General features: G+C 56.0%; 19 protein-coding genes. 15 read left to right on the forward strand and 4 right to left on the reverse strand.

Annotation, left to right across the window (positions count from 1 at the left end; translation table 11 throughout):
• Positions 1-11: 11 nt before the first annotated feature.
• From kdpB to kdpF, 3 genes are read right to left on the reverse strand one after another with little or no spacing between them, the layout of a single operon-like run.
• Positions 12-2,060 (reverse strand): potassium-transporting ATPase subunit KdpB, encoded by a 2,049-nt coding sequence (gene kdpB, locus OTG14_RS02065; RefSeq protein ID WP_024908809.1) that lies wholly within the window; start codon positions 2,058-2,060, stop codon positions 12-14.
• An 18-nt stretch (positions 2,061-2,078) separates the two neighbouring features.
• Positions 2,079-3,758: a potassium-transporting ATPase subunit KdpA gene (gene kdpA, locus OTG14_RS02070; RefSeq protein ID WP_248272870.1), complete on the reverse strand. Its 1,680-nt coding sequence runs from the start codon at positions 3,756-3,758 to the stop codon at positions 2,079-2,081.
• Positions 3,758-3,847 carry a K(+)-transporting ATPase subunit F gene (gene kdpF / locus OTG14_RS02075; protein WP_014069365.1) on the reverse strand — a complete coding sequence of 30 codons (90 nt, stop codon included), beginning with the start codon at positions 3,845-3,847 and terminating at the stop codon, positions 3,758-3,760. Before kdpF ends, kdpA begins: the two co-directional genes overlap by 1 nt.
• A 309-nt stretch (positions 3,848-4,156) precedes the next feature.
• Between kdpF and OTG14_RS02080 the strand changes: the two genes are divergently transcribed.
• The 7 genes from OTG14_RS02080 to nei all read left to right on the forward strand — a co-directional run bounded on the left by OTG14_RS02080 (position 4,157) and on the right by nei (position 10,257).
• A complete protein-coding gene (locus OTG14_RS02080; protein WP_008501079.1) occupies positions 4,157-4,363 on the forward strand; it encodes a YbfA family protein in 207 nt (68 codons plus the stop codon).
• Positions 4,364-4,956: 593 nt separating this feature from the next.
• A complete protein-coding gene (gene phrB / locus OTG14_RS02085) occupies positions 4,957-6,369 on the forward strand; it encodes a deoxyribodipyrimidine photo-lyase (protein WP_248272869.1) in 1,413 nt (470 codons plus the stop codon).
• A 10-nt stretch (positions 6,370-6,379) separates the two neighbouring features.
• Positions 6,380-7,123 (forward strand): type 2 GTP cyclohydrolase I, encoded by a 744-nt coding sequence (locus OTG14_RS02090; protein ID WP_024908806.1) that lies wholly within the window; start codon positions 6,380-6,382, stop codon positions 7,121-7,123.
• A 14-nt stretch (positions 7,124-7,137) separates the two neighbouring features.
• A complete protein-coding gene (gene pxpB, locus OTG14_RS02095; protein ID WP_248272868.1) occupies positions 7,138-7,794 on the forward strand; it encodes a 5-oxoprolinase subunit PxpB in 657 nt (218 codons plus the stop codon).
• Positions 7,788-8,720, forward strand: a complete 933-nt coding sequence (pxpC, locus tag OTG14_RS02100) for a 5-oxoprolinase subunit PxpC (protein ID WP_267214512.1) — start codon at positions 7,788-7,790, stop codon at positions 8,718-8,720. The genes pxpB and pxpC overlap by 7 nt, the downstream gene beginning before the upstream one ends.
• Positions 8,707-9,447, forward strand: coding sequence for a 5-oxoprolinase subunit PxpA (gene pxpA / locus OTG14_RS02105; RefSeq protein WP_267214513.1), 741 nt, complete (start codon positions 8,707-8,709; stop codon positions 9,445-9,447). The genes pxpC and pxpA overlap by 14 nt, the downstream gene beginning before the upstream one ends.
• Before the next feature lie 18 nt (positions 9,448-9,465).
• Entirely contained in the window at positions 9,466-10,257 is a 792-nt protein-coding gene (nei, locus tag OTG14_RS02110; RefSeq protein WP_267214514.1) for an endonuclease VIII, read from the forward strand.
• A gap of 97 nt (positions 10,258-10,354) precedes the next feature.
• Here nei and OTG14_RS02115 read toward each other — a convergent pair whose 3' ends face one another.
• On the reverse strand, positions 10,355-11,638 hold the full coding sequence (locus OTG14_RS02115) for a citrate synthase (RefSeq protein WP_023334930.1): 1,284 nt from the start codon (positions 11,636-11,638) through the stop codon (positions 10,355-10,357).
• Between the two features lie 639 nt (positions 11,639-12,277).
• Here OTG14_RS02115 and sdhC point away from each other — a divergent pair.
• The 8 genes from sdhC to sucD all read left to right on the forward strand — a co-directional run bounded on the left by sdhC (position 12,278) and on the right by sucD (position 21,950).
• Entirely contained in the window at positions 12,278-12,682 is a 405-nt protein-coding gene (gene sdhC, locus OTG14_RS02120) for a succinate dehydrogenase cytochrome b556 subunit (RefSeq protein WP_020684965.1), read from the forward strand.
• The gene (sdhD, locus tag OTG14_RS02125; protein WP_248163604.1) at positions 12,676-13,023 is read left to right on the forward strand and encodes a succinate dehydrogenase membrane anchor subunit; all 348 of its coding nucleotides are present in this window, start codon (positions 12,676-12,678) and stop codon (positions 13,021-13,023) included. The genes sdhC and sdhD overlap by 7 nt, the downstream gene beginning before the upstream one ends.
• Positions 13,023-14,789 (forward strand): succinate dehydrogenase flavoprotein subunit, encoded by a 1,767-nt coding sequence (gene sdhA / locus OTG14_RS02130; RefSeq protein ID WP_024908800.1) that lies wholly within the window; start codon positions 13,023-13,025, stop codon positions 14,787-14,789. Before sdhD ends, sdhA begins: the two co-directional genes overlap by 1 nt.
• A 15-nt stretch (positions 14,790-14,804) precedes the next feature.
• Positions 14,805-15,521 carry a succinate dehydrogenase iron-sulfur subunit SdhB gene (sdhB, locus tag OTG14_RS02135; protein WP_008501090.1) on the forward strand — a complete coding sequence of 239 codons (717 nt, stop codon included), beginning with the start codon at positions 14,805-14,807 and terminating at the stop codon, positions 15,519-15,521.
• A 233-nt stretch (positions 15,522-15,754) separates the two neighbouring features.
• Positions 15,755-18,562, forward strand: a complete 2,808-nt coding sequence (gene sucA / locus OTG14_RS02140; RefSeq protein WP_032649515.1) for a 2-oxoglutarate dehydrogenase E1 component — start codon at positions 15,755-15,757, stop codon at positions 18,560-18,562.
• A gap of 14 nt (positions 18,563-18,576) precedes the next feature.
• Positions 18,577-19,797, forward strand: a complete 1,221-nt coding sequence (odhB, locus tag OTG14_RS02145) for a 2-oxoglutarate dehydrogenase complex dihydrolipoyllysine-residue succinyltransferase (RefSeq protein ID WP_008501093.1) — start codon at positions 18,577-18,579, stop codon at positions 19,795-19,797.
• A gap of 117 nt (positions 19,798-19,914) precedes the next feature.
• The gene (gene sucC / locus OTG14_RS02150; protein WP_006809579.1) at positions 19,915-21,081 is read left to right on the forward strand and encodes an ADP-forming succinate--CoA ligase subunit beta; all 1,167 of its coding nucleotides are present in this window, start codon (positions 19,915-19,917) and stop codon (positions 21,079-21,081) included.
• Entirely contained in the window at positions 21,081-21,950 is an 870-nt protein-coding gene (sucD, locus tag OTG14_RS02155) for a succinate--CoA ligase subunit alpha (RefSeq protein WP_008501094.1), read from the forward strand. The genes sucC and sucD overlap by 1 nt, the downstream gene beginning before the upstream one ends.
• The last annotated feature ends 696 nt before the right edge of the window (positions 21,951-22,646 follow it).

Raw genomic sequence — 22,646 nt, forward strand, 5'->3', positions numbered from 1 at the left:
TGATTCACCTTTTAAACCAGGCCGAACAGCGTCAACAGCAGGTCGATAACCTTGATACCGACGAAGGGCACCACTAGCCCGCCCAGGCCGTAAATCCACAGGTTACGGCGCAGCATGGCGGCCGCCGTGAGCGGCTTGTAGCTCACGCCTTTCAGCGCCAGCGGGATCAGGAAGACAATAATCAGGGCGTTAAAGATGACTGCGCTCAGAATGGCCGAGGCCGGAGAGTGCAGGTGCATCACGTTCAGGGCGTTTAACTGCGGATAGGTCGCGGCAAACGCGGCCGGAATGATGGCGAAATACTTCGCCACGTCGTTGGCGATGCTGAACGTGGTCAGCGACCCGCGCGTCATCAGCATCTGCTTGCCGATGTGTACCACTTCGATCAGCTTGGTCGGGTTAGAGTCGAGGTCGACCATATTGCCCGCCTCTTTTGCCGCCTGGGTACCGGAGTTCATTGCCACCGCCACGTCGGCCTGCGCCAGGGCAGGGGCATCGTTGGTACCGTCACCCGTCATCGCCACCAGACGGCCTTCCGCCTGATACTGACGAATCAGTGCCAGCTTGGCTTCCGGTGTGGCTTCGGAAAGGAAATCATCCACGCCCGCTTCGGCGGCAATCGCCGCGGCGGTAAGACGGTTATCCCCGGTGATCATTACCGTTTTGATCCCCATCTTACGCAGCTGGGCAAAGCGCTCCTTGATGCCGCCTTTGACGATATCCTTCAGCGCAATTACCCCCAGCACATGGGCCCCTTCGGCCACCACCAGCGGCGTCGCCCCCTGACGGGCCACGCTTTCGACCAGGCTGTCCACTTCCGGCGGGAAGTGACCGTTGTTAGCCTCGATGTGGCGGCGGATGGCGTCAACCGAGCCTTTACGGATCATGCGATCCTGAATGTTAATGCCGCTCATGCGGGTTTGCGCCGTAAAGGGCACGAACGTGGCGTGCAGGCTCTGAACGTCGCGCTGGCGCAGGTTAAAGCGCTGCTTGGCGAGGATCACGATACTGCGGCCTTCCGGGGTTTCATCGGCAAGCGAAGAGAGCTGTGCGGCATCTGCCAGCGTTTTTTCATCCACGCCCGGGGCGGGTAAGAAATCTGACGCCTGACGGTTACCGAGGGTGATGGTCCCGGTTTTATCCAGCAGCAAGACGTCCACGTCACCGGCGGCTTCCACCGCACGCCCGCTGGTGGCGATAACGTTGGCACCGAGCATACGGCTCATGCCGGCCACGCCGATGGCCGACAGCAGGCCGCCAATGGTGGTTGGGATCAGACAAACCAGCAGCGCCACCAGTACCGTGACGGTGACCGCGGTACCGCCATAGGCAGAGAATGGCCACAGCGTCGCGGTTGCCAGCAGGAAGACGATGGTCAGGGCCACCAGCAGGATGGTCAGGGCAATTTCGTTTGGCGTTTTACGACGCTGGGCGCCTTCTACCATGGCGATCATCCGGTCGAGGAAGGTTTCACCCGGGTTAACGCTGCACTGTATCACCAGCCAGTCGGAAAGAATGCGCGTCCCGCCCGTCACGGAGGCGAAATCGCCGCCGGACTCACGGATCACCGGCGCGGATTCGCCGGTGATGGCGCTTTCATCCACCGATGCTCCCCCTTCAATGACTTCGCCGTCGCAAGGGATGATGTCACCGGCTTCCACCAACACCACATCGCCTTTACGCAGTTCATCCGCCGGAACGTGGTCCATCTGCGCGCCGTATTTCGGTTCACGTAGCTTGCGCGCGAAGGCGGTTTTTTTCACCCCTTTCAGGCTGTTGGCCTGGGCTTTACTCCGGCCTTCCGCCAGCGCTTCCGCAAAATTGGCGAACAGCACGGTAAACCACAGCCACAGGCTGATGGCGCCGGTAAACATCGCATTCCCCGGCATGTGGCCCGTTCCCATGGCAATCGCCAGGCCGGTGGTCAGGACGCTTCCCGCCCAGACAATAAACATCACCGGGTTGTGCCACTGCACGCGCGGGCTCAGCTTTTTCACCGCATCCATGAGCGCCTGACGAACTAATGACGGTTCGAACAGGGCCAGTTGTTTACGACTCATGACAATTTCTCCGCAAAATCAGCGTAAAGAGAGGTATTCCGCGACCGGGCCTAACGCGAGGGCGGGGATAAAGGTCAGGGCGCCGACCAGTAACACGGTGCCCGTCAGCAGGCCGATAAACAGCGCGCCGTGGGTCGGTAACGTCCCGGTGGTGGTCGGTTGGATTTTTTTGTTCACCAGCGATCCGGCAATCGCCATAACCGGCACAATGATCCCGAAGCGACCCACGAACATGCAGAACGCCAGCAGGCAGTTCCAGAACGGTGAGTTGGCGCTTAAGCCTGCAAAGGCGCTGCCGTTGTTGTTGGCGGCAGAGGAGACGGCATACAGCACTTCACTAAAACCGTGAATGCCAGGGTTAAAGATGCCGCTGCGTCCGGCCTCGGTCATCAGCGCCAGCGCGGTGCCGAGCAGCACAAGCGCCGGGGTGACCAGAATCGCCAGCGCGGTTAATTTCATCTCGCGAACGTCGATTTTTTTACCCAAATATTCCGGGGTGCGGCCAATCATCAGACCGGCAATAAACACCGCCAGCAGCACGAACAGCAGCATGCCGTAAAGACCAGAGCCTACGCCGCCAAACACCACCTCGCCAATCTGCATCAGCCACATCGGGATCATGCCACCCAGCGCCGTAAAGGAATCGTGCATGGCGTTGACGGCCCCGCACGAGGCAGCCGTGGTGACCACCGCATACAGGCTGCTGGCGAGAATGCCAAAGCGGCTCTCTTTACCTTCCATGTTGATTGCGCTGTCGGCACCCAGTGAAAGGAAGTGCGGATTACCCTGCCATTCGGCCCACATCACCAGCGCAACACAGACCACGAAGATAAGCGACATGGTCCAGAGCAGGGTGCGCCCCTGACGGCGATCGTTGACCACGTCGCCAAAGGCAAAGCAGAGCGCGGCGGGGATCAGGAAAATCGCCAGCATCTGCACAAAATTGGTCAGGGCGGTAGGGTTTTCAAACGGATGCGAGGAGTTGGCGTTGAAGAAGCCCCCGCCGTTCGTCCCGAGCATTTTGATGGCTTCCTGCGACGCCACTGGCCCCATCGGCAGGAGCTGTTTTGCGCCTTCCAGCGAGGTATAAGGCGTGTAAGGCATCAGGTTTTGCAGGGTGCCCTGCTGAATAAAGAACAGCGCGATCAGCAGCGCAATCGGCAGCAGGATCCACAGCGTAATGCGCGTCAGGTCTACCCATGCGTTACCTAACGTACTCACTTTCTGACGTGCAAACGCACGCGTCAGCGCGAAGATCACCGCAATACCGCTCGCGGCAGAGAGGAAGTTCTGCACGGTTAATCCGACCATCTGGCTGAAGTAGCTGAGCGTGGTTTCACCGGAATAGGACTGCCAGTTGGTGTTGGTGACAAAACTGACTGCCGTGTTCAGCGCAAGATGCCACGACAGGCCCGGTAATTGTTGCGGATTCAGCGGCAGGATACCCTGCAACATCAGCATGGCAAAAAGCGCAATGAGTCCGACAATGTTCAGCAGCAGAATGGCGATCAGATAGTCACGCCAGTTCATCTCCCGATCGTCTACACCCAGTACGCGCCAGATCCCTTTTTCAACGCTTCCCGTGCCGGGCAGGGGAACGTTATTGATCAGCCGTGCCAGCCCCGAGCCCAGTGGCCTTGCCAGGACGAACAACACCACTAAGAAACTGGCAATAAGCAAAAACGCCTGAGCAGCCATCAGAATGCCTCCGCATTAATCAGGGCATAAACCAGATAACCCAATAACAGGAACACCAGCACGATGCCGGCAATAAGACCTGCACTCACAATCCACCTCCGGGTGACTTTTGTTGTTGTGCTAACGGTAGGATTTATGGCGCAAAGATTTCGCAAAAATGAGAAGGGCGGGTGTAAAAAAAGTATAAAAATGGCAAAGTCCACAATTTAACTATTGATAAGTAAATCGTTAACTTTTTTGTAACTTAATTACGGCGTGAATGTAAATTTTGGCTAAACGGACGAAAATAAGTGGTCGGATGAGTAGTAAAATTACAAGCAAAGCGATATTATTTTAGCCAGGTCACAGATTTTGAATTTTCCGGATGACGTTTCCGGCCAACTATAGGGGAGAAAAATATGGATCTTTATAAAGAGTTTCCGGCTCATATTGTGTTCATGCGCCGCGCTTTCGCCGTAGTGGCTGGCGTGCTGGCTCTGCCGGTGATGCTGTTCTGGAAAGATCGTGCACGTTTTTATAGCTATCTGCACCGCGTCTGGGCGAAAACCAGCGAGAAGCCGGTATGGATGGATCAGGCCGAGAAAGCGACCTGCGACTTCTACTAAGACTACACACAGCAATAAAAAAACCGCCAACAGCAATGTGGCGGTTTTTTTGTCCCTCCGGATTCGCGGTCCGTTGGGTGGTTTTCAAGCCCTCGTCAGAGGCTTAAAAGAATATCTCGGGTCCTTAAGTAATCAAACTGCAACTCCCTAAATATATTCTTAAAAACCTTTTCGGTGGATTACGTTTTACGCCAGGGCCAACTACTATGCAGCGTCCCTTTCCGCCATCTCGCACATGGGCACCGGTCCCGGGAAAGGCGTGACCTCAACCGTAAGTCAGGCTCTCGTCAGAGCTTGTGTCCACCGACTTATCACCGGTGGTGAACGGTGGAGCGGTTAGCAGCAGGGACCGCATAATGAAACGCTATTTTTGCATCGCGTTCATTGTCGCCAGCGTACTCGTTGTCAAAAGTGATGAACCGATCGGGTTTGTTGCATTTAGCACGATAGCGCAGGACAAGTAGCGTTAAGGCCGCCTCGGGCGGCCTTTTTTATTTCATCCCGTCTACACTTCATGGCAAAGTAGTTCAATGCATGCTTTTTCCTTTTACGGCATGCCCTTACGGACATAATGGATATTTGCCTGGAGTTTTATGCCCACCCATCTGGTTTGGTTTCGCGCGGACCTGCGCGTACATGACAACATCGCCCTGGCGGCGGCCTGCCGCGCCAAAGACGCTAACGTACTGGCTCTGTTTGTGGCTACGCCCGAGCAGTGGCGGCAGCATGATATGGCGCCACGCCAGGCGGCCTTGCTGCGTGCGTATCTGACCGATCTGCAGCATTCGCTTGCCGGAAAAGGCATACCACTGATTTATAAAGAGGTAAGTGATTTTGCCGCACAGCTGCAGACGGTGCAGGAGACCTGTAAGCAGCACAACGTCACGCATCTTTTTTACAACTATCAGTACGAATTCAACGAGCAGCAGCGCGACCGTCAGCTGGAGAAGATGCTGGAGGATGTGGTCTGTGAAGGATTTGATGACAGCGTGATGCTGGCACCGGGCAGCGTGATGACCGGCAACCGTGAGATGTATAAAGTTTTCACTCCGTTTAAAAATGCCTTTATCAAACGTCTGAAAGAGGCGTTGCCGGAGTGCGTTGCTGCGCCTGCCGCGAGGGGCGAAGCCATAAAGGACCTGCCTGAACTGACGTTCGATTATCCTCAGCAGCCGTTTGATAAAGCGCTGTTCCCCGCCGATGAGAAAGCTGCCATCGCCCAACTGCGCCAGTTCTGCAAACAGGATGCGGCCAACTACGACGCGCGTCGGGATTTTCCCGCCATCGAGGGCACCAGCCGCCTGTCGGCCTGTCTGGCTCTGGGCGCGATCTCTCCTCGCCAGTGTTTACATCGTCTGCTGGCGGAGCAGCCGCAGGCGCTGGAGGGCGGCGCTGGGTCCGTCTGGCTGAATGAACTGATCTGGCGTGAGTTTTATCGCCATCTGATGGCGTATCATCCCGATCTCTGTAAGCATCGTCCGTTCATTCCCTGGACCGACAACGTAAAATGGCAGCACGATGAGGCACTTTTACAGGCCTGGCAAACAGGGCAGACGGGCTATCCGATAGTCGATGCCGCGATGCGTCAGCTCAATGAGACGGGGTGGATGCACAACCGCCTGCGAATGATTACCGCCAGCTTTCTGGTGAAGGATCTGCTTATCGACTGGCGTATCGGAGAGCGCTATTTTATCTCTCAGCTGATCGATGGCGATCTTGCCGCGAATAACGGCGGCTGGCAGTGGGCAGCCTCAACGGGCACCGATGCGGCTCCCTATTTCCGGATTTTTAATCCAACCACTCAGGGACAAAAATTTGATGAGGACGGCGAGTTTATCCGCCGCTGGGTCCCTGAACTTAAAGAGATACCGGCTAAAGCGATCCACGAACCGTGGGCATGGGCGGATAAACAGCGTGTAAAACTGAATTATCCCCGTCCGATTGTCGATCATAAACAGGCGCGTGTCGCCACGCTGGCTGCGTACGAAGCGGCCCGCAAAGCATAAGAGAGTGATGATGAAAAACAGCGAACTGGAACGCCTGATTAACGAAAAACTGAATAGTGCCTCCTTCAGCGATTACGGCCCGAACGGGCTCCAGGTCGAAGGACGTGAAACGGTGCAAAAAATTATCACCGGCGTCACGGCAAGCCAGGCGCTGCTGGACGAGGCGGTCCGTCAGAACGCTGATGCGGTGATTGTCCATCACGGTTACTTCTGGAAAAACGAATCGCCGATTATTCGCGGCATGAAGCGCAACCGCCTGAAAACGCTGCTGGCAAATGACATTAACCTGTACGGTTACCACCTGCCGCTGGATGCGCACCCGGAGCTCGGCAACAACGTCCAGCTGGCGCAGCTACTGGGCATTACCGTGATGGGGGAGATTGAGCCGCTGGTGCCGTGGGGCGAACTGGCGATGCCGGTTCCGGGGCTGGAGCTGGCCTCGTGGATTGAAGCGCGCCTGGGGCGTCGTCCGCTATGGAGCGGTGATACCGGCCCGGATACGGTCAAGCGTGTGGCCTGGTGTACCGGTGGCGGGCAGGGCTTTATCGACAGCGCCGCGCGTTTTGGTGTCGATGCTTTTATCACCGGCGAGGTGTCCGAGCAGACGATTCATTCGGCGCGTGAGCAGGGGCTGCATTTTTACGCGGCAGGCCATCATGCCACCGAGCGCGGCGGCATTCGCGCCCTCAGCGAGTGGCTGACGGAAAACACCGATCTGGATGTGACTTTTATTGATATCCCTAACCCGGCCTGATGAGAGGTGCCTGAGTGCAGCGAGCGCGTTGTTATCTTCTGGGAGAAACGGCAGTGGTTCTGGAGCTCGAGCCGCCGGTGACCCTTGCCACGCAAAAGCGTATCTGGCGGCTAACCCAGCGTCTGGTCGATCTGCCGGAAGTGGTTGAAGCCATTCCGGGGATGAATAACATCACGGTGGTGCTGCGTAGCCCGCATACGCTGGCGCTGGATGCCATCGAACGTTTACAGCGCTGGTGGGAAGAGAGTGAGGCGCTGGAGCCGGAATCGCGTGCCATCGAGATCCCGGTCGTGTATGGCGGCACGGGGGGACCGGATCTCGACGTGGTGGCAGACCACTGTGGTTTAACAGCAAAGCAGGTTGTTGAGTTGCACAGCTCGGTTGACTACGTGGTCTGGTTCCTGGGGTTTCAGCCCGGATTCCCGTATCTGGGCGGATTATCCCCTCAGCTGCATACGCCACGTCGTGCCGAACCGCGCCTGAGCGTACCGGCGGGGACGGTGGCTATCGGCGGCGAGCAGACCGGCGTTTATCCGCTGACATCGCCCGGCGGCTGGCAGCTTATTGGGCATACCGCCACACCGTTATTTGACCCGGGGCTGGAGACGCCAATACTCCTGCGTCCCGGCGATACCCTTCGCTTTATCCCGCAGAAGGAGGGGGTATGTTAACGCTTATTCGCGCCGGGCTTTATACCTCCGTACAGGATGCGGGCCGCTTTGGTATGCGCCAGTCTGGCGTGAGCTATTGTGGCGCGCTGGACAGGCCTGCGCTGGAGATTGCTAACGTGCTGGTGGGCAACCCCGGCAATACGGCCGCGCTCGAAATTACGCTCGGCCAGTGCGTCATTGAGTTTAGTCAGGAGACCTGGTTTGCCTTAACTGGCGCAGGGTGTGACGCGACGCTGGATGGTAAAGCGGTCTGGACCGGCTGGCGGCTGCGGGCGAAAACCGGACAGCGTCTGACCTTAAAGCGTCCTTTGCACGGTGTACGTAGCTATCTCGCGGTGGCTGGCGGCATCGACGTGCCGGAGGTGCTGGGCTCATCCAGTACCGATCAGAAAGCCGGGATCGGCGGTCATGAAGGGCGTTTGCTGCGCGACGGCGATCGGCTGGCAATCAAGCCCTCGGCACGCCATTTCTCGACCGCGCAGGGCGTAAAACAGCTGCTGTGGGGAAACCAGATCCGCGCCTTACCGGGGCCGGAATATCATGAGTTTGACGAGGCTTCCAAAGAGTCCTTCTGGCGCTCACCGTGGAAGCTCAGTCCGCAGAGTAACCGCATGGGCTACCGTCTTCAGGGGCAACCGCTGACCCGCACGACGGACCGGGAACTGCTCTCCCACGGTTTACTGCCTGGGGTTATTCAGGTTCCAGGCAACGGGCAACCGATCGTGTTAATGAACGACGCGCAGACGACCGGCGGTTACCCGCGAATTGCCTGCATCATTGAAGCCGATCGCTACCATCTGGCACAAATTCCTCTCGGGCAGCCGATTCACTTCGTGCAGTGTTCACTGGAAGAGGCGCTGAAGGCGCGGCAGGATCAGCAGCGTTATCTCGAACAGCTGGCGTGGAGGCTTGATGGTAAAGATTGATTTGAATGCCGATCTGGGCGAGGGCAGCAGCGCCGATGCGGTGCTGATGACGCTGGTCACCTCGGTCAACATCGCCTGCGGCTTTCATGCGGGCGATGCGCAAACCATGCTGGAGAGCGTGCGTAATGCCATCAAAAACGGCGTCGCGATTGGCGCTCATCCGAGCTTCCCTGACCGGGAAAACTTTGGCCGCACGGCGATGGATCTGCCGCCGGATACGGTCTACGCTCAGGTGCTCTACCAGATCGGCGCGCTGGAGGCGATGGTACGCGCTGAGAACGGTGTCATGCGCCACGTGAAGCCGCACGGCATGCTCTATAACCAGGCGGCGAAAGATCCGGCGCTGGCGGAGGCGATTGCCCGCGCGGTGCGGGACTGTAATTCGCAGCTGATTCTGGTAGGCCTTGCGGGTAGCGAGCTTATTCGTGCCGGACAGCGGCTGGGCCTGACCACCCGTCAGGAAGTGTTTGCCGACCGGGGATACCTGCCGGACGGCAGCCTGGTTCCACGTACACAGGCCGGGGCGCTGATTACCGACGAAGCTAAAGCGCTGGCGCAGACGCTGGAGATGGTGCGCGCCGGGCGGGTGACCGCCGTGGATGGCACACAGGCAAACGTTCAGGCTGATACGGTATGTTTACACGGCGACGGCGAGCATGCGCTCCAGTTCGCGCGCCGCTTGCGGGCGGCGTTCTCTGAAGAGGGCATTCTGGTCAGCGCAGAATAATCATGAAAGGACAATAACATGCCAGAAGGTCCGGAGATCCGCCGCGCGGCGGATAGCCTGGAGGCGGCGATAAAGGGCAAACCGTTGACGCATGTCTGGTTTGCTTTTCCTCAGCTAAAACCGTTTGAATCACAGCTGGTGGGGCAGACGGTGACCCATATTGAAACGCGCGGCAAAGCGTTGCTCACGCATTTTTCCCATAACCTGACGTTATATAGCCATAACCAGCTTTACGGCGTCTGGCGCGTGGTGGAGGCGGACGAGCAGCCGCAAACCACCCGCGTGCTGCGCGTCAGGCTGCAAACGGCGGATAAAGCGATCCTGCTTTACAGCGCGTCGGATATCGAAATGTTAACGCCGGAGCAGCTGCTGACGCACCCGTTTCTGCAGCGTGTCGGGCCGGACGTGCTGGACATGCGCCTGACGGCGAGCGATGTGAAGGCCCGGCTGTTATCACCTAAATTCCGTAACCGGCAGTTTTCCGGCCTGTTCCTTGACCAGGCGTTTCTGGCCGGGCTCGGCAACTACCTGCGGGTGGAGATCCTCTGGGAAGTCGGGCTGGCGCCGCAGCACAAAGCGTCTCAGCTGAATGATGAACAGCTGGAGGCGTTATCCCACGCGCTGCTGGATATTCCGCGGCTGTCGTATAACACGCGCGGCGTGGTGGATGAGAACAAGCATCACGGGGCGCTGTTCCGGTTCAAGGTGTTTCATCGGGAGGGGAAAATGTGCGAGCGATGCGGCGGGATTATCGACAAGATTATGCTCTCTTCGAGACCCTTTTACTGGTGCCCGCACTGCCAGAAATAAAAGCAAAACGGCAACGAAAGTTGCCGTTTTTAATGTTTTCTCCCTCTCCCTGTGGGAGAGGGCCGGGGTGAAGGCATCAGGCCGCACCCAACGTCTGTTAGCGCTTAATATCAGACTTAAAATCACGCTGCTCGTAGCCGGTATACAGCTGACGAGGACGGGCGATTTTCATGCCTTCGCTGTGCATTTCGTTCCAGTGCGCAATCCAGCCTACGGTACGGGCCATGGCGAAGATGACGGTGAACATGGAAGACGGAATGCCCATCGCTTTCAGAATAATGCCAGAGTAGAAATCGACGTTCGGGTAGAGTTTCTTCTCGATGAAGTACGGGTCGTTCAGCGCGATGTGTTCCAGCTCCATCGCCACTTCCAGCAGGTCATCTTTGGTACCCAGCTCTTTCAGCACTTCGTGGCAGGTCTCACGCATGACGGTGGCGCGCGGGTCGTAGTTTTTGTAAACACGGTGACCGAAGCCCATCAGGCGGAAGGAGTCATTCTTGTCTTTCGCACGACGCACGAACTCAGGAATGTGCTCAACGGTGCTGATCTCTTCAAGCATCTTCAGTGCCGCTTCGTTCGCGCCGCCGTGTGCCGGTCCCCACAGGGAGGCGATACCCGCAGCGATACAGGCGAATGGGTTCGCGCCTGAAGAGCCCGCGGTACGGACGGTAGAGGTAGAGGCGTTCTGTTCGTGGTCAGCGTGCAGGATCAGAATACGGTCCATCGCACGTTCCAGTACCGGGTTCACTTCGTACTCTTCGCACGGCGTGGAGAACATCATGCGCAGGAAGTTACCCGCGTAGGAGAGGTCGTTGCGCGGATACACAAACGGCTGGCCGATGGAGTATTTGTAGCACATCGCCGCCATGGTAGGCATTTTGGACAGCAGGCGGAACGCCGCGATATCACGGTGACGCGGGTTATTCACGTCAAGGGAGTCGTGGTAGAACGCCGCCAGCGCACCGGTAATCCCGCACATCACCGCCATAGGGTGAGAGTCACGACGGAACGCATGGAACAGACGGGTAATCTGCTCATGGATCATGGTGTGACGGGTCACGGTGGTTTTGAATTCATCGTACTGTGCCTGCGTCGGTTTTTCGCCGTTCAGCAGGATGTAGCACACTTCCAGATAGTTGGATTCGGTGGCTAACTGATCGATGGGGAAGCCGCGATGGAGCAGGATACCTTCGTCACCGTCAATGTAGGTGATTTTGGATTCGCAAGATGCGGTAGAGGTAAATCCAGGGTCAAAGGTGAACACACCTTTAGAACCCAGCGTACGGATATCAATAACATCCTGACCGAGCGTGCCTTTTAGCACATCCAGTTCAATAGCAGTGTCACCATTTAGGGTGAGCGTTGCCTTTGTATCAGCCATTTACGGTCTCCTTAGCGCCTTATGCTTAAGACTGCGCTTCACCGGATTTGCTTTCAGCTGTAAATCACCGTTACCAGATTGTTATTTGGCTTACCGCTCAGCTCACGAGGACAAACCAGGGTACAGAGCTATGGCGCCTTGCAGGTAAACGAATGAAATATCAGTGAAACAACAGCAAATCAGCGTTTTTGCAGTCCGAATTATTCAAACCTGTATATCACTAATAACTGTCCTGATAACTTCGGTCAATACCATCACACTGTTACATAACTATTTGTCAGGTGAAAGTGAGACCTCATAACTTTTGCGCATTATATGCCTTTTCTGATGACGTTTGTAACAATATTGTTTAACATTTGTCAAATCAGATGATTAAAAATTAAAAAGATGTTGTTATCGTGACCCTGATCACTGTTCCAGAGAAAACCCGACAAACTGTATGTAGGTTAATTGTAATGATTTTGTGAACGGCCTATACTGCCGCCAGGTCTCCGGAACACCCTGCAATCCCGAGCCACCCAGCGTTGTAACGTGTCGTTTTAGCATCTGGAAGCAATGTTTTGCATGACGCGCAGTTATAGAAAAGGAACGCTGCTTGACCCGCATCGCAGTCCGGAGGAAGGAAACAATAAGAACAGCATGTGGGCGTTATTCATGATAAGAAATGTGAAAAAACAAAGACCTGTCAATCTGGATCTCAAAACGATCCGGTTCCCTGTAACAGCAATAGCGTCCATTCTGCACCGTGTTTCTGGTGTGATTACGTTTGTGGCGGTCGGTATTTTGCTGTGGTTACTGGGCACCAGCCTCTCTTCCCCTGAAGGATTCCTCCAGGCCTCTGCCATCATGAACAGCTTCTTCGTGAAATTCATCATGTGGGGCATTCTGACCGCGCTGGCGTACCACGTCGTCGTGGGTGTTCGCCATATGCTGATGGACTTTGGCTATCTGGAAGAGACTTTCGAAGCCGGGAAACGCTCCGCTAACATTTCATTTGTGATTACAGTCGTGCTTTCACTTCTCGCAGGAGTTCTCGTATGGTAAGCAACGCCTCCGCATTAGGACGCAACGGCGTACATGACTTCATCCTGGTCCGTGCTACCGCCATCGTTCTCACCCTTTACATCATCTATATGATCGGTTTCTTCGCGACCAGCGGCATGCTGACGTGGGAAATCTGGAGTGGGTTCTTCGGATCCGCCTTCACCAAAGTGTTCACCCTGCTGGCTCTGTTCTCCATCCTTATTCATGCCTGGATTGGTATGTGGCAGGTGTTGACCGATTACGTTAAACCGCTGGCGATTCGCCTCCCGCTGCAGCTGGCCATTGTGGTTGCACTGGTGGTTTACGTTATTTATGGATTCGTTGTGGTGTGGGGTGTGTAATGAAACTGCCAGTCAGAGAATTTGATGCTGTTGTGATTGGTGCCGGTGGCGCAGGTATGCGTGCCGCACTGCAAATTTCCCAGAGCGGCCAGACCTGTGCGCTGCTCTCTAAAGTTTTCCCGACCCGTTCCCACACCGTGTCTGCGCAGGGCGGTATCACCGTTGCGCTGGGTAACTCCCATGAAGACAACTGGGAATGGCACATGTATGACACGGTAAAAGGTTCCGACTACATCGGCGACCAGGATGCTATCGAATATATGTGTAAAACCGGCCCGGAAGCGATTCTGGAGCTGGACCATATGGGTCTGCCGTTCTCCCGTCTGGAAAACGGCACTATCTATCAGCGTCCGTTTGGCGGCCAGTCGAAAAACTTCGGCGGCGAGCAGGCGGCACGTACCGCGGCGGCGGCTGACCGTACCGGTCATGCGCTGCTGCACACCCTGTATCAGCAGAACCTGAAAAACCACACCACCATCTTCTCCGAGTGGTATGCGCTGGATCTGGTGAAAAACGCCGATGGCGCAATTGTTGGTTGTACCGCGCTGTGCATCGAAACCGGTGAAGTGGTTTACTTCAAAGCCCGCGCGACCGTGCTGGCGACCGGCGGCGCAGGCCGTATTTATCAGTCCACCACTAACGCCCACATTAACACCGGTGACGGTGTCGGTATGGCTATCCGCGCGGGCGTGCCGGTGCAGGATATGGAGATGTGGCAGTTCCACCCAACCGGTATCGCCGGTGCGGGCGTTCTGGTAACAGAAGGTTGCCGCGGTGAAGGTGGTTACCTGCTGAACAAACACGGCGAGCGCTTTATGGAGCGTTATGCCCCGAATGCGAAAGACCTGGCGGGTCGTGACGTGGTGGCGCGTTCCATCATGATCGAAATCCGTGAAGGCCGCGGCTGTGATGGCCCATGGGGTCCACACGCGAAGCTGAAACTCGACCATCTGGGTAAAGAAGTGCTGGAATCCCGTCTGCCGGGCATCCTGGAACTCTCCCGCACCTTTGCACACGTCGACCCGGTGAAAGAGCCGATTCCGGTTATCCCAACCTGCCACTACATGATGGGCGGTATTCCGACCAAAGTGACCGGTCAGGCGCTGACCGTGAACGAGCAGGGCGAAGACGTGGTTATTCCTGGCCTGTTCGCGGTAGGCGAAATTGCCTGCGTATCCGTACATGGCGCAAACCGTCTGGGCGGTAACTCCCTGCTGGACCTGGTAGTGTTTGGTCGCGCGGTGGGTCTGCATCTGCAGGAATCTATTGCCGAGCAGGGCGCGCTGCGTGACGCGACCGATGACGAAATTGATGCCTCTCTTGAGCGCCTCAACCGCTGGAACGGTAACCGTAACGGCGAAGATCCGGTGGAGATCCGTAAAGCGTTGCAGGAATGCATGCAGCACAACTTCTCGGTATTCCGTGAAGGCGATGCGATGGCCAAAGGCCTTGAGCAGCTGAAAGCTATCCGCGAGCGTCTGAAAAATGCCCGTCTGGACGACACCTCCAGCGAGTTCAACACCCAGCGCGTTGAGTGCCTGGAGCTGGATAACCTGATGGAAACCGCGTTCGCGACGGCGATGTCGGCAAACTTCCGTACCGAAAGCCGTGGCGCGCATAGCCGCTTCGACTTCCCGGAGCGTGATGACGAAAACTGGCTGTGCCATTCCCTGTATCTGCCAGAGTCGGAAACCATGACGCGTCGTAGCGTCAATATGGAACCGAAACTGCGTCCGGCGTTCCCGCCGAAGATTCGTACTTACTAATGCGGAGACAGGATAATGAAACTCGAATTCTCAGTTTATCGTTATAACCCGGATGTTGATGACGCTCCGCGCATGCAGGACTACACCCTGGAAGCGGAAGAAGGTCGCGACATGATGCTGCTGGATGCGTTAATCCAGCTGAAAGAAAAAGATCCAACGCTGTCGTTCCGCCGCTCCTGCCGTGAAGGGGTTTGTGGTTCTGACGGGGTGAACATGAACGGCAAAAATGGCCTGGCCTGCATCACGCCAATTTCAGCGTTGCAGCGTCCTGGTCAGAAAATTGTTATCCGTCCTCTGCCAGGCCTGCCGGTTGTGCGTGATTTGGTGGTAGACATGGGGCAATTCTATGCACAATATGAGAAGATTAAGCCTTACTTATTGAATAATGGGCAAAATCCACCCGCTCGCGAGCACTTACAGTCTCCAGAGCAGCGTGAAAAACTCGATGGGTTGTACGAGTGTATTCTCTGCGCATGCTGTTCAACGTCCTGCCCGTCGTTCTGGTGGAACCCGGACAAGTTTATCGGCCCGGCCGGTCTGCTGGCTGCCTATCGCTTCCTGATCGATAGCCGCGACACCGAAACCGACAGCCGTCTGGAAGGACTGAGTGACGCTTTCAGCGTATTCCGCTGCCATAGCATCATGAACTGCGTCAGTGTGTGTCCGAAGGGGCTGAACCCGACGCGCGCCATCGGCCATATTAAGTCGATGCTGCTGCAGCGCAGTGCGTAAGTAGTGAGAGGGGAGCGCTGTTCCCCTCACCCTGACCCTCTCCCAAAGGGAGAGGGAACAGATTGCAGAAACCTTTAAAAACTGCCCTGTACTACCCTGAAGTCCAGACAGTTTCTAAAGGTTCCTTCGCGGGCCAAATGAAAAGAGCTCGCAGGTGAACCCCGGCACGTACACGCGGTGTGCGTGGTAGTTTCTACGGCGAAAGTAAGCATAAAAATGCTTAAGGGATCACGATGCAGAACGGCGCAATGAAAGCCTGGCTGGACTCTTCTTACCTCTCTGGTGCGAACCAGAGCTGGATAGAACAGCTCTATGAAGACTTCTTAACCGATCCTGACTCAGTGGACGCAAACTGGCGTTCCATGTTCCAGCAGTTGCCTGGCACAGGGGTCAAACCGGATCAATTCCATTCCAAAACACGTGATTATTTCCGTCGTCTGGCGAAGGATGCCTCACGTTACTCTTCTGCGATTTCCGACCCTGACACCAATGCGAAGCAGGTTAAAGTCCTGCAGCTTATCAACGCTTATCGCTTCCGCGGTCACCAGCATGCGAATCTCGATCCGCTGGGACTGTGGAAACAAGACCGTGTGGCCGATCTCGATCCGGCGTATCACGATCTGACCGAGGCCGATTTCCAGGAAAGCTTTAACGTAGGTTCCTTTGCCATCGGCAAAGACACGATGAAGCTGGGCGATCTGATTGACGCGCTCAAGCAAACCTACTGCGGCTCCATCGGCGCGGAATACATGCACATTACCTCTACCGAAGAGAAACGCTGGATCCAGCAGCGCATCGAATCCGTAGCGGGCCACGCGACCTTCTCGGCTGACGAGAAAAAACGCTTCCTGAACGAACTGACCGCAGCGGAAGGGCTTGAGCGTTATCTGGGCGCGAAATTCCCGGGCGCAAAACGCTTCTCGCTGGAAGGCGGCGACGCGCTGGTGCCGATGCTGAAAGAGCTGATTCGTCACGCAGGCAAGAGCGGTACCCGTGAAGTGGTACTGGGTATGGCGCACCGCGGTCGTCTGAACGTACTGGTCAACGTGCTGGGTAAAAAACCACAGGACCTGTTCGACGAATTCGCGGGCAAACATAAAGAACACCTCGGCACCGGCGACGTGAAGTACCACATGGGCTTCTCGTCTGATATCGAAACCGAAGGCGGTCTGGTTCACCTGGCGCTGGCGTTTAACCCGTCACACCTGGAAATCGTCAGCCCGGTGGTTATCGGTTCCGTACGTGCGCGTCTGGATCGTCTGGACGAGCCAAGCAGCAATAAAGTGCTGCCAATCACCATCCACGGTGATGCGGCGGTAACAGGGCAGGGCGTGGTTCAGGAAACCCTGAACATGTCGAAAGCGCGTGGTTACGAAGTGGGCGGTACCGTTCGCATCGTGATTAACAACCAGGTGGGCTTCACCACCTCTAACCCGCTGGATGCGCGTTCTACCCCGTACTGCACCGACATCGGTAAGATGGTACAGGCGCCGATCTTCCACGTTAACGCGGATGACCCGGAAGCCGTTGCTTTCGTTACCCGTCTGGCGCTGGACTTCCGTAATACCTTTAAACGCGATGTGTTCATTGACCTCTTCTGCTACCGCCGTCACGGCCACAATGAAGCGGATGAGCCAAGTGCAACCCAGCCGCTGATGTACCAGAAAATCAAAAAACACCCAACCCCGCGCAAAATCTATGCTGACAAGCTGGAGAGCGACAAAGTGGCGACGCTGGAAGATGCGACCGAAATGGTCAACCTCTACCGCGACGCGCTGGATGCGGGTGAATGCGTGGTGAAAGAGCTGCGTCCGATGAACATGCACTCCTTTACCTGGTCGCCGTACCTCAACCACGAGTGGGATGAGAGCTACCCGAACAAGGTTGAGATGAAGCGCCTGCAGGAGCTGGCTAAACGCATCAGCACCGTACCGGACGCTATCGAGATGCAGTCTCGCGTGCAGAAAATCTACGCTGACCGTCAGTCCATGGCGGCAGGCGAGAAGCTGTTCGACTGGGGCGGCGCGGAAACGCTGGCTTACGCAACGCTGGTTGACGAAGGCATTCCTGTTCGTCTGTCCGGTGAAGATGCGGGCCGTGGGACCTTCTTCCACCGTCACGCGGTTGTTCACAACCAGTCCAACGGTTCAACCTACACCCCGCTGCAGCACGTGCACAACGGTCAGGGCCAGTTCAAGGTCTGGGACTCCGTGCTGTCTGAAGAAGCGGTACTGGCTTTCGAATACGGCTACGCCACCGCTGAACCACGCACCCTGACCATCTGGGAAGCGCAGTTTGGTGACTTCGCCAACGGCGCGCAGGTGGTTATCGACCAGTTCATCTCCTCCGGCGAGCAGAAGTGGGGCCGTATGTGTGGCCTGGTTATGCTGCTGCCGCACGGCTATGAAGGCCAGGGTCCTGAGCACTCCTCCGCGCGTCTGGAACGTTATCTGCAGCTCTGCGCCGAGCAGAACATGCAGGTCTGCGTGCCGTCTACTCCGGCTCAGGTGTACCACATGCTGCGTCGTCAGGCGCTGCGCGGTATGCGCCGTCCGCTGGTGGTGATGTCGCCAAAATCCCTGCTGCGTCATCCGCTGGCGGTGTCCAGCCTGGAAGAACTGGCGAACGGTACCTTCCAGCCGGCCATTGGTGAAATTGACGAGCTGGATCCGCAGGGCGTGAAGCGCGTGGTGATGTGTTCTGGTAAGGTTTATTACGACCTGCTGGAACAGCGCCGCAAGAACGATCAGAAAGATGTCGCCATCGTGCGTATCGAACAGCTTTATCCGTTCCCGCATCAGGCGATGCAGGAAGTGCTGAAACAATATGCTCACGTACATGATTTTGTCTGGTGCCAGGAAGAGCCGCTCAACCAGGGCGCATGGTACTGCAGCCAGCATCATTTCCGTGAAGTGATTCCATTTGGGTCAGCCCTGCGTTATGCAGGTCGCCCGGCCTCCGCCTCTCCGGCGGTAGGGTATATGTCCGTTCACCAGAAGCAGCAACAAGATCTGGTCAATGACGCGCTGAACGTCGATTAATTAAAGGATACAAAATGAGTAGCGTAGATATTCTTGTTCCCGACCTGCCTGAATCCGTAGCAGATGCGACCGTCGCTACCTGGCACAAAAAACCAGGCGATGCCGTTAAGCGCGATGAAGTGCTGGTAGAAATCGAAACTGACAAAGTGGTACTGGAAGTACCGGCTTCGGCGGATGGCGTTCTGGACGCGGTGCTGGAAGATGAAGGTACCACCGTCACCTCTCGTCAGATCCTGGGTCGCCTGCGTGAAGGCAACAGCGCGGGCAAAGAGTCCAGCGCGAAGTCTGAAGAGAAAGCCTCTACGCCGGCTCAGCGCCAGCAGGCTTCTCTGGAAGAACAGTCTAACGACGCCCTCAGCCCGGCGATCCGTCGCCTGCTGGCTGAACACAGCCTTGACCCGGCAGCCATCAAAGGCACCGGTGTGGGCGGACGTCTGACCCGCGAAGACATCGACAAACACCTGGCGAAAGCGCCTGCTCAGGCAGAAGCGAAAGCCCCTGCGGCAGCACCAGCAGCTCAGCCTGCTCTGGGCGCCCGCAGCGAAAAACGCGTGCCGATGACTCGCCTGCGTAAGCGCGTGGCCGAGCGTCTGCTGGAAGCGAAAAACTCCACCGCGATGCTGACCACCTTCAACGAAGTGAACATGAAGCCAATCATGGACCTGCGTAAGCAGTACGGTGACGCGTTTGAAAAACGTCACGGTATCCGTCTGGGCTTTATGTCCTTCTACGTGAAAGCGGTAGTTGAAGCGCTGAAACGCTACCCGGAAGTGAACGCGTCTATCGATGGCGATGACGTGGTTTACCACAACTATTTCGACGTCAGCATGGCGGTTTCTACCCCACGTGGCCTGGTAACGCCGGTTCTGCGTGATGTGGATACCCTGGGAATGGCTGACATCGAGAAAAACATTAAAGAGCTGGCTGTTAAAGGCCGCGACGGCAAGCTGACCGTAGACGATCTGACCGGCGGTAACTTCACCATTACCAACGGCGGCGTATTCGGCTCGCTGATGTCTACCCCGATCATTAACCCGCCGCAGAGCGCGATCCTGGGTATGCATGCCATTAAAGATCGCCCGATGGCGGTAGACGGTAAAGTTGAGATCCTGCCGATGATGTATCTGGCGCTCTCTTACGACCACCGCCTGATCGACGGCCGCGAGTCCGTGGGCTTCCTGGTAGCGATTAAAGAGCTGCTGGAAGATCCAACGCGTCTGCTGCTGGACGTCTAGTGACTATTTAGCATCACCTGCCCTGTAGGCCGGATAAGCGTAGCGCCATCCGGCACACAGACTGCGCCGGTCTACAGGTTTGAAGATAACGATTACCCTGAAGGATGGATAGAACACATGAACTTACATGAATATCAGGCCAAACAGCTGTTTGCCCGGTATGGCTTACCGGCTCCGGTGGGTTATGCCTGTACTACCCCGCGTGAAGCAGAAGAAGCTGCATCTAAAATCGGTTCCGGCCCGTGGGTAGTTAAGTGTCAGGTTCACGCTGGTGGCCGTGGTAAAGCGGGCGGTGTGAAGGTTGTTAAGAGTAAAGAAGAGATTCGTGCGTTTGCTGAACATTGGCTCGGCAAGCGTCTGGTGACCTACCAGACAGACGCGAACGGCCAGCCGGTTAACCAGATCCTGGTTGAAGCGGCGACCGACATCGCGAAAGAACTGTACCTGGGCGCGGTTGTTGACCGTAGCTCCCGTCGCGTGGTGTTCATGGCGTCTACCGAAGGCGGCGTGGAAATCGAAAAAGTGGCGGAAGAGACCCCGCACCTGATCCACAAAGTGGCTATCGATCCGCTGGCGGGCCCAATGCCTTACCAGGGTCGCGAGCTGGCGTTCAAACTGGGTCTGGAAGGTAAACTGGTTCAGCAGTTCACCAAGATCTTCATGGGTCTGGCAACCATCTTCCTGGAGCGCGATCTGGCGCTGATCGAAATTAACCCGCTGGTGATCACCACCCAGGGCGACCTGATCTGCCTCGACGGCAAGCTGGGCGCTGACGGCAACGCGCTGTTCCGCCAGCCGGATCTGCGCGAAATGCGCGATCAGTCTCAGGAAGATCCGCGTGAAGCGCAGGCTGCACAGTGGGAGCTGAACTACGTGGCGCTGGACGGCAACATCGGCTGCATGGTTAACGGTGCGGGCCTGGCGATGGGCACCATGGACATCGTTAAGCTGCACGGCGGTGAGCCAGCAAACTTCCTCGACGTGGGCGGTGGCGCAACCAAAGAGCGCGTAACCGAAGCGTTCAAAATCATTCTCTCTGATGACAACGTGAAGGCCGTTCTGGTTAACATCTTCGGCGGTATCGTCCGTTGCGACCTGATCGCCGACGGTATCATCGGTGCGGTAGAAGAAGTGGGTGTTAACGTTCCGGTTGTTGTGCGTCTGGAAGGTAACAACGCTGAACTCGGCGCGAAAAAACTGGCTGACAGCGGCCTGAATATTATTGCAGCGAAAAGTCTGACGGATGCAGCTCAGCAGGTTGTTGCCGCAGTGGAGGGGAAATAATGTCAGTTTTAATTAATAAAGATACCAAGGTTATCTGCCAGGGCTTCACCGGTAGCCAGGGGACTTTCCACTCCGAACAGGCGATTGCTTACGGCACGCAGATGGTTGGCGGCGTAACGCCAGGTAAAGGCGGCACCACCCACCTGGGCCTGCCGGTGTTCAATACCGTGCGTGAAGCCGTAGAAGCGACGGGCGCAACCGCGACCGTGATCTACGTTCCGGCGCCGTTCTGCAAAGACTCTATTCTGGAAGCGATCGACGCAGGCATCAAACTGATCATCACCATCACAGAAGGCATCCCGACGCTGGATATGCTGACCGTGAAGGTGAAGCTGGATGAAGCAGGAGTGCGCATGATCGGCCCGAACTGCCCTGGCGTTATCACCCCGGGCGAATGCAAAATCGGCATCATGCCGGGCCACATTCACAAGCCGGGCAAAGTGGGCATCGTGTCCCGTTCCGGTACCCTGACCTATGAAGCCGTTAAGCAAACCACCGACTACGGCTTCGGCCAGTCCACCTGCGTGGGCATCGGCGGTGACCCGATCCCGGGCTCTAACTTCATCGACATCCTGAAGCTGTTCCAGGAAGATCCACAGACCGAAGCGATCGTGATGATCGGTGAGATCGGTGGTAGCGCGGAAGAAGAAGCGGCTGCTTACATCAAAGAACACGTGACCAAGCCAGTTGTGGGTTACATCGCGGGTGTGACTGCGCCGAAAGGCAAGCGTATGGGTCACGCAGGCGCGATCATCGCCGGTGGTAAGGGTACGGCTGATGAGAAATTCGCAGCGCTGGAAGCCGCAGGCGTGAAAACCGTTCGCAGCCTGGCGGATATCGGCGAAGCACTGAAATCCATCATTAAGTAAGTCCTCTCTGCTCCCCGAAAGGGGAGCGTTGAAGTATAAAAATGTCCGTTTCGACATGGTTGGCCGCTGTAAAGCGGCCTTTTTTATTGCCTGCCGGGCGTCATGCAATAGTCACAAATAGGTGTTAATTAGAGAGGATGTAAAAGTAAAATAATTGTTATTTATTTGCCTTAAAGAGAGCAGATGGAAAAAAACGAAAAACCCACTAAAATTTATGTCCTGAATAAATCGGCATTCAGACTACTAAGTTAATAAAAATCACTTCTGTTTATATTCACCCGTCGATTCGATAACCTTAATTGTATTTTATATACATATCTTTAACATGGTCTTTACTATGTTCACCGCATCAAAACACAATTAACATAACAGATTGTTTTTGATTTAAATCAATGTTTAATGTTTGGAAAAACACACCAAAAGGCGCTAAATTGTCCCCGATCAAAATGGCCGAAAAGTGGTAATTTTGCTATAAATTGATCACCGTCGAAAAACGTAAATGTGATTCAATAAAAACCTGTTTATTGTAAGGGTTTTGCAGCGTATTATATTTGCGGGATCAATTTGAGTTTTTTATTAACGTATTTGTAACCTCACGTCATCGTTTTTATCCTCCTTTAGGGTAATAACGACGACAAGGATGCGAATAATTTGTATTGGGGCATGCGTGTGGATCTCTTTCTGACGGGGTTCACT

The sequence above is a fragment of the Enterobacter pseudoroggenkampii genome (genome assembly GCF_026420145.1).
Taxonomy (GTDB): Bacteria; Pseudomonadota; Gammaproteobacteria; order Enterobacterales; family Enterobacteriaceae; genus Enterobacter; species Enterobacter pseudoroggenkampii.